The organism is Variovorax sp. CCNWLW225 (assembly GCF_037204045.1).
Taxonomy (GTDB): domain Bacteria; phylum Pseudomonadota; class Gammaproteobacteria; order Burkholderiales; family Burkholderiaceae_C; genus Variovorax.
The window spans coordinates 272,703-286,393 of record NZ_JBBCBV010000001.1 but is presented as its reverse complement, the minus strand read 5'-3'; the positions used below and the strand labels follow the sequence as shown (position 1 = coordinate 286,393).

The window sequence follows — 13,691 nt, the reverse complement described above, 5'->3', positions numbered from 1 at the left end:
TCTCCAATGAAACCCATTCAAGTAGGCCTGCTCGGTGCAGGCACGGTCGGTAGCGGCACCTTCAAGGTGCTGCTGCGCAATCAGGAAGAAATCAAGCGACGTGCGGGCCGGGGCATCGAGATCACGATGGTGGCCGACCTCGACCAGGCGCGTGCGCGCGAAGTGGCGGGCGAGGGCGTGCGTGTCGTCTCCGATGCGCGCGACGTCATTGCCAATCCGGACATCGACATCGTCATCGAACTGATCGGCGGCTACGGCATTGCGAAGCAGCTGGTGCTCGAGGCCATTGCGGCCGGCAAGCACGTGGTCACGGCCAACAAGGCGCTGCTCGCCGTGCACGGCACCGAAATCTTCGCGGCCGCGCATGCCAAGGGCGTGATGGTGGCCTTCGAGGCCGCGGTGGCCGGCGGCATTCCGATCATCAAGGCGCTGCGCGAAGGCCTCACGGCCAACAGCATCCAGTGGCTGGCCGGCATCATCAACGGCACCACCAACTTCATCCTCTCCGAGATGCGCGACAAGGGGCTCGACTTCGCCACCGTGCTCAAAGAGGCCCAGCGCCTGGGCTACGCCGAAGCCGACCCCACCTTCGATATCGAAGGCGTGGACGCCGGCCACAAGGTCACGCTGATGAGCGCCATTGCCTTCGGCATTCCGGTGCAGTTCGACAAGGCGCACATCGAAGGCATCACCAAGCTTGCCGCGCAAGACATCAAGTACGCCGAGCAGCTCGGCTACCGCATCAAGCTGCTCGGCATCACCAAGCGCACAGCGCAGGGCGTCGAGCTGCGCGTGCACCCGTCGCTGGTGCCGTCGAAGCGGCTGCTTGCGAACGTGGAGGGCGCGATGAATGCGGTGGTCGTGCATGGCGACGCCGTCGGCACCACGCTGTACTACGGCAAGGGCGCGGGCAGCGAGCCGACCGCCAGCGCGGTGATTGCCGACCTGGTGGACATCACGCGCCTGCACACGGCTGATGCCGCGCACCGCGTGCCGCACCTGGCCTTCCACCCCGACGCCATGAGCGACCTGAAGGTGCTGCCGATGGCCGAGGTCGTCACCAGCTACTACCTGCGCCTGCGCGTGGCCGACCAGGCCGGCGTGCTTGCCAAGGTCACGGGCCTGCTTGCCACCGCCGGCATCAGCATCGACGCGGTGCTGCAGCGCGAAGCCGACGAAGTGGGCGGCGAAGGCTCCACGCAGACCGACCTGATCATCCTCACGCACGACGCGCGCGAAGGCACCGTGAACGACGTGCTCGCCGAACTGCAGGCCCTGCCCACGGTGCTGCAACCGATCGTGCGTATCCGCAAGGAAGAGCTGTCCTGAGGGCGGCGCAAGAGAACCATCGTGAACTACCTGAGCACCCGCGGGCACCCGGACCGCAAGCGTTTCTGCGAAATCCTGCTTGAAGGCCTCGCGCCGGATGGTGGGCTTTACCTGCCCGAGCACTATCCGCAAGTCGATACCGCCACGCTCGCGAAATGGCGCGACCTGCCGTACGCGGAGTTGGCGTTCGAAATTCTCTCGCTGTACATCGACGACATTCCGCCGGCCGACCTGAAAGCCATCTGCGCCAAGACCTACACGCACGAAGTGTTCGGCAGCGAAGAAATCGTGCCGCTGCGTGAGCTCGAAGACGGCGTGTACCTCGAAGCCCTGTCCAACGGCCCGACGCTGGCCTTCAAGGACATGGCGATGCAGCTCCTGGGCAACCTGTTCGAATACGAACTGGCCCGCCGCGGCGCCGAGCTCAACATTCTTGGCGCCACCAGCGGCGACACCGGCAGCGCCGCCGAGTACGCCATGCGCGGCAAGAAGGGCGTGCGCGTCTTCATGACCTCGCCTGACGGCCGCATGAGCCCGTTCCAGCAGGCGCAGATGTTCAGCCTGCAGGACGAGAACATCCACAACATTGCCATCACCGGCGTGTTCGACGACTGCCAGGACATCGTCAAGGCGGTGTCGAACGACCTGGGCTTCAAGCGCAAGTACCGCATCGGCACGGTCAACTCGATCAACTGGGCGCGCCTGCTCGCGCAGGTCGTCTACTACTTTGCCGGCTACTTCCAGGCCACGGCGGGCAACGACAAGCCGGTGAGCTTCACCGTGCCGTCGGGCAACTTCGGCAACGTGTGCGCGGGCCATGTGGCGCGCATGATGGGCCTGCCCATCCACACACTGGTGGTTGCCACCAACGAGAACGACGTGCTCGACGAGTTCTTCCGCACCGGCATCTACCGCGTGCGCGCGGCGGCCGATACGCACGAAACCTCGAGTCCCTCGATGGACATCAGCAAGGCCAGCAACTTCGAGCGCTTCGTGTTCGACCTGGTGGGCCGCGATGCCGCCAAGCTGCGCTCGCTGTTCGTCGATGAACTCGGCAGCCAAGCCCGCTTCGACCTGAGCGGCGAACCTGCATTCAAGCAGGCGGCAGAACGCTTCGGCTTCAAGAGCAGCCGCAGCACGCACGCCGACCGCCTTGCGACCATTCGCGACACCGAGAAGCGCTTTGCCACACTGGTCGATCCGCACACGGCCGACGGCCTGAAGGCTGCGCGCGAGCACCTCACGCCCGGCGTGCCGATGGTGGTGCTCGAGACCGCACTGCCGATCAAGTTTGCCGCCACCCTGGTGGAAGCGCTCGGCCATGAGCCCGCGCGGCCGGCCAGGTTCGAAGGCATCGAAGCGCTGCCCAAGCGCGTGGTCAAGCTCCCGGCCGATGTGGAGGCCGTGAAGGCCTACATCGCCCAGAACTGCGACTGATCTTCGCCATTTGCCGCAATGGCTCTCCCGCATCCGCGCATTTGCATTCGGCTGTCGACCAGCTAGCAGCCACAGGAACTCGTCATGAAGGTGATCGGCTTTTCCGGGTACTCGGGTTCGGGCAAGACCACGCTGGTCGAGCGACTGATTCCGGTGCTCAGGCTCCACGGGCAACGCGTGTCGGTGGTCAAGCATGCGCACCACAAGTTCGACATCGACCATCCTGGCAAGGACACCTACCGCCACCGCGAGGCGGGGGCTTTCGAGGTGGTCGTGGCATCGGACAAGCGGCTGGCGCTGATCCGCGAATTCGAGCAGCCCGCGCAGCTCACGGTGCATGACCTCATTGCGGAGCTTCACGACGGCGTCGACTGGGTGCTGGTCGAGGGCTTCAAGCACAGCGACCTGCTGAAGATCGAAGTGTGGCGTGCGCCCGAAGCAGGCCAGGCGCCTCGGCCTTCGAAGTACATCGACGATGCCTTCGTGACGGCCATTGCCACCAACGCGCCCGAAGGGCTGCCGGCGCCTACCAACCTGCCCATGTTCGACCTCGACGACATCGAGGGCATCGCGCAGTGGCTGATCGACAGCGGAACCCGCTTCGAATACAACCCCGAACATCATGGCTGACACCGCTCCTCACTCGCGCCCGCCGCTGATGGCGCTTGACGAAGCGCTGGCAACGCTGCTCGAAAAAGCGGCACCCAAGCTGCCCGCCGAAAGCGTCGCCACCTTCGATGCGGACGGCCGGGTGCTCGCGCAAGACCTGGTCTCCGCGCTCACCGTGCCGCCGCGGGACAACAGTTCGATGGACGGCTATGCCGTGCGCACGGCGGACTGCGCTGCGCCCGGCGCCTTGCTCCAGGTTGCGCAGCGCATCCCCGCCGGAACCGTGGGCACGCCGCTGGCGGCCGGCACGGCGGCACGCATCTTCACCGGCGCGCAGATTCCCGAGGGCGCCGATGCGGTCGTCATGCAGGAAGACACGCAGGCCGTGCCGCAGGAGGGCGGGCTTGGCGCGGTGCGCATCCAGATCGCTCCCACCGCCGGCCAATGGATTCGCCGCGCTGGCGAAGACGTGGCGTCCGGCGACGTGGTGCTGCGCAAGGGCGAGCGCCTGACGCCCGCCGCACTCGGGCTCGCCGCGAGCATCGGCTTCGACCGGCTCCAGGTGGCGCGGCGCCCGCGCGTGGCGCTGCTGTCCACCGGCGACGAATTGGTGATGCCCGGCGAAGTCGCACCCGAGGCCATGAAGCCCGGCGCGATCTACAACTCCAACCGCTTTTTCATGCGCGCCTTGCTGCATCGGCTGGGCTGCGAGGTGAACGACCTGGGCATCGTGCCCGACAAGCGCGAAGCCACCATCGAGGCGCTGCGCGGCGCCGCCGAGGGCAGCGACCTGATCATCACCACGGGCGGCGTGTCCGTGGGAGAAGAAGACCACATCAAGGCCGCGGTGCAGGCGCTTGGCGAATTGCAGCTGTGGTCGCTCTCGATGAAGCCCGGTAAGCCTTTCGCCTACGGATCGATTCCCAGGGCGGGAGGCGACGCGAAGGGCCGCTGCCACGTGACCGGACTGCCCGGCAATCCCGTCTCCAGCTTCCTGACTTTTCTGCTGCTCGTGCGCCCCTTTCTGCTGACGCTCCAAGGCGCCACGCGCGTGGCGCCCGAGCCCGTGCCGATGCGTGCCGACTTCGACTGGCCGCGTGCCGACAAGCGCCGCGAGTTCCTGCGCGCGCGGCGCAACGCAGCCGGCGGACTCGATCTGTTCGCCAACCAGAGCTCGGGCGTGCTGACGTCGATGGTGTGGGGCGACGGCGTCATCGACAACCCGCCCAGCCAGTCCTTCAAGGCCGGCGACACGGTGAAGTTCATTCCCTTGGCCTCGCTGCTGGCCTGAAGCGCATCTCACATGAAGGTCCAGATCCGTTATTTCGCCTCCGTGCGCGAGGCGCTTGCCACCAGCGGCGAAACCGTCGAAACCGGCGCCGGCACACTTGCCGCCTTGCGCGATGAACTCATTGCCCGCGGCGGGGCATACGCCACGGCCCTTGCACGCGGCAAGGCCGTTCGCATGGCGCTCGATCAGGTCATGAGCGACGAGGCGGCCGCGCTGCGCGAGGGCGCCGAGGTCGCCTTCTTCCCGCCCGTTACGGGCGGCTGAGCCGGGCGTCGAGTTCTACCAACCGGTCGCGCAACGCATCGGATGCGCGAGTCATCGGCGAGCGCAATTCATCGCTCATCGATCCGTCATGCGCCAGCAGCGCCTTGAGCGGCGCCGGGTTCGGTTCGGCAAACAGCATCTCTATCAACGGCTGCAGCAGCTGCCACTCGGCGCGCGCTTCCGCAAGCCGGTTGTCGGCCAAGAGGCGCAGCACCTGCACAAAGCGGCGGGTCTGCACATGGCCGCTTGCCGCGATGGCACCCACCCCGCCTTCGGCCACCGTACTGAAGATCTGTTGGTCTTCGCCGGACAGCACCTGGAGCCTGCCGTCCGCAATCACGGCGCGTGTCTTGGCCATGTCGCCGCCGCAATCCTTGATGCCTCGAATGCGCGGATGCTCGGCAAGGGTCAGCAGTGTTTCGCGCGCAATGGTCGCGCCGGTGCGGTAGGGAATGTCGTAGACCAGCACCGGCGCGGCGCTGGCGTCGGCAATGGCGCGGAACCATTCGAGCAGACCGGCCTGCGACGGCCGGATGTAGTGCGGCGCGGGCACCTGCAGCCCTGCCAGGGGCCGTTCGGTGAGCCGCCGTACCCAGGCCGTCGTCTTGCCCAGGTGGTAGCCCGACAGGCCCATGATGATCGGCAGCCCGCCGGCGGCAGCCTGCACCGTGTCGAGCGCGGCCAGTTGCTCCGCTTCATCGAGCGCCGCGGCTTCGCCCGTCGAGGCGCAGACCACGAAGCCTGACACGCCGTCATCGGCGAGCCGGCGTGTCAGGGCCGAGAGCGCAGCGTGGTCGACGGCGCCGCCGCGAAACGGCGTGACAAGAGGAATCCAGAGGCCCGAGAAATCAGGATTGGAGGAGGGGTTTGACGATTGCGGCACGCAGGCTTCCTTCGAGGAATCGACCGATGGAAAAGAACCGTCGTTCGATGCGCGCGCAACCCAAATCGGGGCCAAGGCCTTTGCAGGTTCCGTCGCTCATCCGACGACGGAACCGCAGCTCCGGTCAGACGAGCTTTGGTTTTTTGGCTTTGCTGCCTTGGCGCGCGCGGCTGCTTCCCAAGTGCGAAAGCACTGTGAAGAGCGTGGCGTGGCAAGGCATTGCCGAAGTCTAGCGCGGTGCCACAATCCCGGCATGAGCGATGCACGCGTTTCGATCCAGACAGCCGATTTCGACCTGGGACAGGAGGTCGCCGCGTTGCGTGCCGGCGACAAACGCGTGGGCGCGGTGTGCAGTTTTGTCGGCACGGTCAGGGACCGCAACGACGGCAGCAACATCGCATCGATGGAGCTGGAGCACTACCCCGGCATGACCGAGAAGGCCATCGAAGCCATGATCGACGAGGCGCACAAGCGCTTCGACATCCTGGGCGCACGCGTCATCCATCGCGTGGGCCTGCTGCAGCCGCTCGACCAGATCATGATGGTGGCGGTGGTCTCGGCCCACCGCGGCCAGAGCTTCGAGGCCTGCGAGTTTCTGATGGATTATCTGAAGACGCAGGCGCCGTTCTGGAAGAAGGAACAGACGCCTGAAGGCGCGCGATGGGTGGATGCGCGTGTGAGCGACGATGCGGCGCTGGCGCGCTGGGGCATTGATGTCGGCAATGCGTGAATCGCGGCGGGCTTCAGCGGGGCTCGACTAGAACATAGTCGCCAAAGCGCTGCCGGTCCTTCTTGCCCACTTTGGCGCACAGGCGGCCATCGCACAGTGTGACATCTGCCTGGTTGTAAGCCTTGAGCAGGTCGGCCGACACTTGATTGGTACGAATCTCCTCGTAGTAGTGCCAGGACAACCAGCCCCCGCCAGCCAGAAGAAGCACGAGACTGCCCAGTGTGATGCCGGCAACTTTCCAGATCAAATGCTTGTGCAGCGTTTCAGCGCGCAGCAGTTGCGAGTTGAGTGCGTTCGACGCTTGCTGCAACCGCTCGCCCGCCTCGCGCAAGCGCTGTTCATAGGCGGCTACTGGCCGCTCGATTCCTGATCGGACGCCGCCCATCACCTCGTCGGGAATGCGGCGAAAGTGCTCGTCGGCCGACTGCCGCACCACACCCGGCATCTGTTGCGCGAGGTGGCGCAACTGTCCGCTGGCGTGCTCGCAGCGACGGTCGAATTGCTCGACAAGTGCCGCAATCTTGCTGATCAAAACCATGCTTTTTTCTTCGTTCATTTCTTCCCTTTCCGCTCCCGTTTCCGAGCCGTTCAATGGCGATCTACTGGGCGTTACATGCGCATGACCGGGCCACTGACCTGGGCGGCCTGCTGCAGTTGGGCTTGGTGCTGTGCGGCCAATTGCTCCTGCTGGTCTACGGCGGCAACGGCTTCGGCACGCAACTCGCGTCCGGGTGGTAGATCGGCCAAGGTCTGGGTCATCTTGCGGAAGGAAGCGTCGTCGCCCGACTGCGCGGCGGCAAGCATGCGGTCGAGATAGGCGGAGAAGTCCGCTGTGGGCGAGAGTTCCCGCTGCGCCTGGGGTGTGCCGGACGGCTGAACAGACTCCGGATCGCGCGGATCGCCAGCGTTTGCGCCAAGCGATCCCGTCGCGCCGGGAACCACCGGCACATGCTGATGGCTGTTGGGAACGCCGGCCGGCGTGTTGGTGTGATCGAAATGACGCGGTGCCGGCGGCAACTGGCTGGTGTCGTTATAGGGCTGCGGCGTTCCGGGATTTTTTCCGATGGTGATGCCGTTCCGCTCCATCAAGTCTTCGCGCAGCCCCAGGCGAGACATGTCGAATTGCATATTCGGCGCTAGGCCGTTGACGGGCTGGGCGTAGGAGCGCTCCATATCGATGGCGCGCCCCACCGCATGGGCGCCGTAGTAGTTGCGGTAGTCGGAGTCGCCGTGAAAGCCGATACCGGTGGTTTGATTCTCCGGTACGCCGGGCGTCCCTTTGGGCGGCTTGTCGAAGTAATACTGCCCCGCCGCGACTATGTTGGCGGGGGTCTGCGACAGGGTGGTGTCGGGGTTGAAGGCCAGCCCGGGGCGGGGTTGAGCGGAGTTGGAATTTCTGTCGAGCTCGACGAAATCTCTTACTCTGAAATTTCGGGTTCCCAGCATGTTATCGAGCCCTGCGTGTGGCGTGATCTGCTGCTGCCTGCTCAACAACGCATTCCACCCCGCAATTTGCGCACTAGCCTCATCTTCACGCGAAGCCTGGGTCAGCCTGCCGATGGCTCCGGTGTAGTCATGCGCAAGGCTGTTGCTCTGGGCGATCTGCCAAGTCTCGGTGTTGAAGGACTGACTGGCCGCAGTCATGGCGGCATGGTTGAAGGCATGTTGGACTTCATGGCCCAGCACAAAGGTCATGTCCACCGAATTGAATGGGGTCGAAAGACTTGTGGGCGGCAGGCTCATGGTTTTTGTGGTCCCGTCGTAGGTGCCGCCGGCCACCGTCCCGCTGAGGGGCACAAAGTGCTGTAAGGGCGCCTTCTGCCCAGGCCCAGGTGGCGTAACCGCCTTCTTGATCTCCTGCGCCAGTGCTGGTGAGCCATTGATGGTCGATTGCAGGTTGTTCACCATCTCCTGCGTGATCGGACGGCAGAGCTTATTGACAGGGTCGTCGTAGTCGCTGTGCGCAAAACGCAAGGACATGTCCTGCAAACGCAGCGTTGCGATCAAGTCTGCACTGGCAACTGCGCCGGTAGGAGCAAAACTGCTGGCCGGCAGGGTGACCACCCCCGAAACGATCTCATAGGTACCCGCCAGATTCGGTTGGGTGCCGACCTGCGGCAGGGCAAATCCTTTGAGATGGCCTTCGGCGGCGTTCTGATTCAGACTTTCCAGCAGCCGGGCATCGCTGGCGACAGCAGCACGCAGTTGAGCTTCCTGCGCGGGAGTGACACCGGGTTGGGCTGCGAATTGGGAGAGGGCTGTATCCAGTTGAGGATCGAGGATGGGCATGGCTTACCTCTTTCCGAAGCGCATGGCGGTGATGGACTCCACGCACGCGTGACGCAGCTTTTCGTCAGGAACATCTGCTTCGCGTCGGGGGGTGATCTGCACCACAACGTTGTTGCGCGTAAAAAAATAGACGGGCAAGCGCCGGAATTGAGGGGGAGAGGGCTCCAATTGCCCTGTTTGCTCGTTGCGGCGCGGATAGGGGTGTAAGGCGTCGTATCGCGCCAAGTCCTCCCGTTCCCGGAAGCCCATGCTCTTTAGTGCCGTCACATAGGCGCCGTAGTCAATGGCGCAGACTGGGCCCATGTCGGCAGTTTCGCTTTTGCCGAGGAACTCATAAGTAATGTTCTTCGACTCTGACAACTGAGGATGGTCATAGTAGGAGAAGACGTAGTACCAATCCGACGCTGGCAAATGCATTCCGAAAGCGTGCGATGTCCGTGATGGCATCTCGTACAGAGGCAATCGCATCACCTCCCGCACCCGCTCCAACGACAACTCGTCGAAGGATGTGAGGCTGTCGATCAGCTTGAGCATTCGCCGGCCCATTTCTTTCGGCGTGAGGTCGGGGTGCTCGTCCAGTGTGTGGGGACGGTAGGCTTTCGCAGATGCATTCATCGGCATGGTCTTTTTGGAGTCAGGCGCGGGGTCATGAGCACAGGCGCTCAGGGCCAGTGTGGCAATCACTGGCAATATGAGTTCGCGCGCAATCATCGGGACGCGCCTTGGTTCGGCTGGACCAGCAAGTGAGCGTTGCTGGAGACGTCAGCGCGCAGTTGCGCCTTTTGCGCGGGAGTGACGCGAGGCTGGGCTGCGAACTGAGCCAGCGTCGTTTGCTGTTGGGAGCTGAGGTTGGTCATCACCCATTGTGGTTGGCCGGATTGATCAAAGCCGCAGTGCTGCCCCGACTGCGGCAAACGAACCGTGAAAGAATGCAGCTCTCCGGCGCGCGTGAGCCGTGGCAAGGCTGGCGCGCTGGGGCACTACGGCCAGCAATGCTTGATTCTCTTTTCCCTTTCTCTTTGAGGAGGGCGGAGTGAGAGCAGCGGCGCCTGTTTTGAGCGCCGCGCTTATAGGCGGCTCAGTGCTCTCACCCCAACCCTCTCCTCAGGGAGAGGGAGAGACAGGAAAGCTCAGAGGGGCTTGAACCCGCTCGACTGAATGATCCGCTCCCAAGTCTGCGTATAGCTGCGCACGCGGCCCGCAAACTGCCCTTGCGGCTCATACGCCACGGTGAGCCCCATCGTCGTCAGCTTCTGCTTCACATCGGGCATGGCCAGCACCTTCTGCAGCGCTTCGCCGTATTTGTCGATGACCGGCTGGGGCGTGCCCACGGGCGCGAAGATGCCGTAGTAGGGCAGGTCTTCCAGGTTCGAGAAACCCAGTTCGGTGAAGGTCGGCACGTTCAGAAGCACGGCCTGGCGCTTGGCGCCGATGGAGGCGACGATGCGCACCTTGCCCGCCTTGTGGTTCTCGATGAAGTCGGGCACCGAGGCAATGCCCGCGGTGATCTGGTTGCCCAGCATGTCCGCCGTCATGGGCGCGCTGCCGCGGTAGGGCGCGGGCTGCACGTCGATCTTGTATTTTTCCGAGATCATTTTTACCAGGAACTCGGGAATCGAGGCGGGCGCGGGGATGCCGATGGTTTCCTTGCCGCCGCGCTGGGTGCGAATCCACTTCACGTACTCATCGATGCTCTTGGCCGGCGTGCCGCCGGACACTGCGAGCACGTTGGCGAAAGTGGCGAAGCCGGCCACGGGCACGAAGTCGGTCGCGGGGTTGAAGCCCGGGTTCTTGACCACCTGCGGCAGGATGGAAATCGAGTGGTCATGCGAAAGGAACAGCGTATGGCCGTCGGCCGGGGCGGCCTTGAGCGCTTGGGCCGCGATTTGCCCGCCTGCACCAGCGCGGTTTTCGACCACCACCGGCACGCCCAATACGTCCTTGAGTTTTTCGCCCAGCGTGCGTGCAATGGCGTCCGTGCCCGCGCCGGCCGGAAAGCCGACCAGGATGCGGACGGGCGTGCCTTGCGCCTGCGCAACGCTTGCGAGGCCCAGGGCCGCTACAAACAGACCGACGCCGAGCGCCCGGCGAACCGGATGAGGGCGCAGCATTGAAAAAACCATGATCGACTCCATTCCAAAAATGACGAGGCACAGTGCAATAGCCGTGCCCGATGCGCCGGACATCTTGAATCGCGCCCGAACAGTCCTATTTTGAGTGCAGGAATACCACCATGCGACAAGACAAACTCACCACCAAGTTCCAGGAAGCGCTGAGCGACGCCCAGACGCTCGCGCTCGGCAACGACAACGCCTATATCGAACCAGCCCACCTGCTGGTCGCCATGCTGCGCCAGGAAGACGGCCCGCGCGCCCTGCTGGAGCGTGCCGGCGTCAATGTGCAGGGCCTGGCGGGTGCGGCCGAGGCCGCCATCAAGAAGCTGCCGCAGGTGCAGGGCCATGACATCGTGCAGGTTGGACCCGAGCTCGGCAAGCTGCTGCAGGCCACCGAGAAAGAAGCCATCAAGCGCAATGACCAGTTCATTGCGGGCGAGCTCTTCCTCTTGGCCGTGGCCGACAGCAAATCGGACATCGGCCGGATCGCGAAGGAAAACGGCCTGAGCCGCAAGTCGCTCGAATCGGCCATCGACGCCGTGCGCGGTGGGCAGGGCGTGAACAGCGCCGATGCCGAAGGCCAGCGCGAAGCCCTGAAGAAATACTGCCTCGACCTGACCGAGCGTGCCCGGCTGGGCAAGCTCGACCCGGTCATCGGCCGCGACGAGGAAATCCGCCGCGCCATTCAGGTGCTGCAGCGCCGCACCAAGAACAACCCGGTGCTCATCGGTGAGCCCGGCGTGGGCAAGACCGCCATCGTCGAGGGCCTGGCGCAGCGCATCGTCGCGGGCGAGGTGCCCGAGTCGTTGAAGGGCAAGCGCGTGTTGTCGCTCGACATGGCCGCGCTGCTGGCCGGCGCCAAGTTCCGCGGCGAGTTCGAAGAGCGCCTGAAGACCGTGCTGAACGAACTCGCCAAGGACGAAGGCCAGACCATCGTCTTCATCGATGAGCTGCACACCATGGTGGGCGCCGGCAAGGCCGAGGGCGCCATGGACGCCGGCAACATGCTCAAGCCCGCGCTCGCGCGCGGCGAGCTGCACTGCGTGGGTGCGACCACGCTCGACGAGTACCGCAAGTACATCGAGAAGGACGCTGCGCTCGAGCGCCGCTTCCAGAAGATCATCGTGGGCGAGCCCAGTGTCGAAGCCACCATCGCCATCTTGCGCGGCCTGCAGGAAAAATACGAAGTGCACCACGGCGTGCAGATCACCGACCCGGCCATCGTGGCCGCAGCCGAACTGTCTGACCGCTACATCACCGACCGCTTCCTGCCCGACAAGGCCATCGACCTGATCGACGAGGCCGCGGCCAAGATCAAGATCGAGATGGACTCCAAGCCAGAGGTGATGGACCGCCTCGACCGCCGTCTCATCCAGCTGCAGATCGAGCGTGAAGCCGTGCGTCGCGAAAAGGACGAAGCCTCGCAGAAGCGCTTCGGCCTGATCGAGGACGAGATCGCGCGCCTGCAGAAGGAGATTGCCGATTACGACGAGATCTGGCAGGCCGAGAAGGCGCAGGCGCAAGGCAGCGCGAAGATTCGCGAAGACATCGACAAGATCAAGTTCGAAATCGAAGAGTGGAAGCGCAAGGGCGATTTCAACAAGCTCGCCGAGCTGCAATACGGCCAGCTGCCGGCGCTGGAGAAGCGCCTGCACGAGGCTGAAGAAAGCGAAGCGAACAAGGGCAAGTCCAGCGCGCCGACACTGCTGCGCACGCAAGTGGGCTCCGAAGAAATCGCCGAGGTCGTGGCGCGCGCCACCGGCATTCCGGTTGCCAAGCTGATGCAGGGCGAACGCGACAAGCTGCTCGTGATGGAAGACAAGCTGCACGAACGCGTCGTGGGGCAGGACGAGGCCATCGGTGCGGTCGCCAACGCCATCCGCCGCTCGCGCTCGGGCCTTTCGGATCCGAACCGCCCGACCGGCTCGTTCCTGTTCCTCGGTCCCACGGGCGTGGGCAAGACCGAGCTCTGCAAAGCGCTCGCGGGCTTCCTGTTCGACAGCGAAGACCACCTGATCCGCATCGACATGAGCGAGTTCATGGAGAAGCATTCGGTGGCCCGCCTCATCGGCGCGCCGCCGGGCTACGTGGGCTATGAAGAGGGCGGCTACCTCACCGAGGCCGTGCGCCGCAAGCCCTACAGCGTGGTGCTGCTCGACGAGGTCGAGAAGGCGCACCCCGATGTGTTCAACGTGCTGCTGCAGGTGCTCGACGACGGCCGCCTGACCGACGGCCAGGGCCGCACGGTGGACTTCAAGAACACCGTGATCGTGATGACGAGCAACATCGGCTCGCCCATCATCCAGTCGATGGTGGGGCAGCCGGCCGAAGACATCAAGGAAGCGGTGTGGGACGAGCTGCGGAACCACTTCCGCCCCGAGTTCCTGAACCGCATCGACGAGACGGTCGTGTTCCACGCGCTCGACGCGAAGAACATCGAATCGATTGCCGCGATCCAGCTCAAGGTGCTGCAGGCGCGGCTCGCCAAGATGGACCTGGCGCTCGAGGTGTCGCCCGCGGCGCTGGCCGAAATTGCCAAGGTCGGCTTCGACCCGGTGTTCGGCGCCCGGCCGCTGAAGCGCGCCATCCAGCAGCGCATCGAGAACCCGCTCTCGAAGCTGCTGCTCGACGGCAGCTTCGGGCCGAAGGACACGATCGAAGTCAACACCGACCCGATCCGGAACCCTGGCCATTTTTCGTTTACGAAGGCCGGGGAACCATCGGAGGCTGTTGCGGCCTAAAGTC

General features: G+C 64.5%; 13 protein-coding genes. 8 read left to right on the top strand and 5 right to left on the bottom strand.

Features of this window, described 5'->3' with window-relative positions; translation table 11 throughout:
* Positions 1-6 precede the first annotated feature (6 nt).
* From V9L20_RS01445 to V9L20_RS01425, 5 genes are all read left to right on the top strand, one after another.
* Entirely contained in the window at positions 7-1,329 is a 1,323-nt protein-coding gene (locus V9L20_RS01445) for a homoserine dehydrogenase (RefSeq protein WP_337295221.1), read from the top strand.
* 21 nt (positions 1,330-1,350) lie between these two features.
* Positions 1,351-2,766, top strand: a complete 1,416-nt coding sequence (gene thrC, locus V9L20_RS01440) for a threonine synthase (RefSeq protein ID WP_337295220.1) — start codon at positions 1,351-1,353, stop codon at positions 2,764-2,766.
* An 84-nt stretch (positions 2,767-2,850) separates the two neighbouring features.
* Positions 2,851-3,396: a molybdopterin-guanine dinucleotide biosynthesis protein B gene (mobB, locus tag V9L20_RS01435; protein ID WP_337295219.1), complete on the top strand. Its 546-nt coding sequence runs from the start codon at positions 2,851-2,853 to the stop codon at positions 3,394-3,396.
* Positions 3,389-4,666 (top strand): molybdopterin molybdotransferase MoeA, encoded by a 1,278-nt coding sequence (locus V9L20_RS01430; RefSeq protein WP_337295218.1) that lies wholly within the window; start codon positions 3,389-3,391, stop codon positions 4,664-4,666. Before mobB ends, V9L20_RS01430 begins: the two co-directional genes overlap by 8 nt.
* Before the next feature lie 12 nt (positions 4,667-4,678).
* A complete protein-coding gene (locus V9L20_RS01425; protein WP_258505314.1) occupies positions 4,679-4,930 on the top strand; it encodes a MoaD/ThiS family protein in 252 nt (83 codons plus the stop codon).
* Here the strand turns inward: V9L20_RS01425 and V9L20_RS01420 are convergent.
* Positions 4,917-5,813 carry a 4-hydroxy-tetrahydrodipicolinate synthase family protein gene (locus tag V9L20_RS01420; RefSeq protein ID WP_337295217.1) on the bottom strand — a complete coding sequence of 299 codons (897 nt, stop codon included), beginning with the start codon at positions 5,811-5,813 and terminating at the stop codon, positions 4,917-4,919. The two genes, V9L20_RS01425 and V9L20_RS01420, sit on opposite strands and share 14 nt — an antisense overlap.
* Before the next feature lie 26 nt (positions 5,814-5,839).
* On the opposite strand from V9L20_RS01420, the gene V9L20_RS01415 reads away from it, so the two are divergent.
* Complete coding sequence (locus V9L20_RS01415) at positions 5,840-6,046, top strand: hypothetical protein (RefSeq protein ID WP_337295216.1); 207 nt, start codon at positions 5,840-5,842, stop codon at positions 6,044-6,046.
* A gap of 20 nt (positions 6,047-6,066) precedes the next feature.
* Complete coding sequence (locus V9L20_RS01410; RefSeq protein WP_309953354.1) at positions 6,067-6,543, top strand: molybdenum cofactor biosynthesis protein MoaE; 477 nt, start codon at positions 6,067-6,069, stop codon at positions 6,541-6,543.
* A 13-nt stretch (positions 6,544-6,556) separates the two neighbouring features.
* Here the strand turns inward: V9L20_RS01410 and V9L20_RS01405 are convergent, their stop codons facing one another.
* The 4 genes from V9L20_RS01405 to V9L20_RS01390 form a co-directional block, all read right to left on the bottom strand.
* Positions 6,557-7,099 (bottom strand): hypothetical protein, encoded by a 543-nt coding sequence (locus V9L20_RS01405; protein ID WP_337295215.1) that lies wholly within the window; start codon positions 7,097-7,099, stop codon positions 6,557-6,559.
* A gap of 53 nt (positions 7,100-7,152) precedes the next feature.
* Positions 7,153-8,832, bottom strand: coding sequence for a hypothetical protein (locus V9L20_RS01400; protein ID WP_337295214.1), 1,680 nt, complete (start codon positions 8,830-8,832; stop codon positions 7,153-7,155).
* A gap of 3 nt (positions 8,833-8,835) precedes the next feature.
* Positions 8,836-9,543: a hypothetical protein gene (locus tag V9L20_RS01395; RefSeq protein WP_337295213.1), complete on the bottom strand. Its 708-nt coding sequence runs from the start codon at positions 9,541-9,543 to the stop codon at positions 8,836-8,838.
* Positions 9,544-9,962: 419 nt separating this feature from the next.
* Positions 9,963-10,955, bottom strand: coding sequence for a Bug family tripartite tricarboxylate transporter substrate binding protein (locus V9L20_RS01390; protein ID WP_337295212.1), 993 nt, complete (start codon positions 10,953-10,955; stop codon positions 9,963-9,965).
* Between the two features lie 110 nt (positions 10,956-11,065).
* Between V9L20_RS01390 and clpB the strand changes: the two genes are divergently transcribed.
* Complete coding sequence (clpB, locus tag V9L20_RS01385; RefSeq protein WP_337295211.1) at positions 11,066-13,687, top strand: ATP-dependent chaperone ClpB; 2,622 nt, start codon at positions 11,066-11,068, stop codon at positions 13,685-13,687.
* The last annotated feature ends 4 nt before the right edge of the window (positions 13,688-13,691 follow it).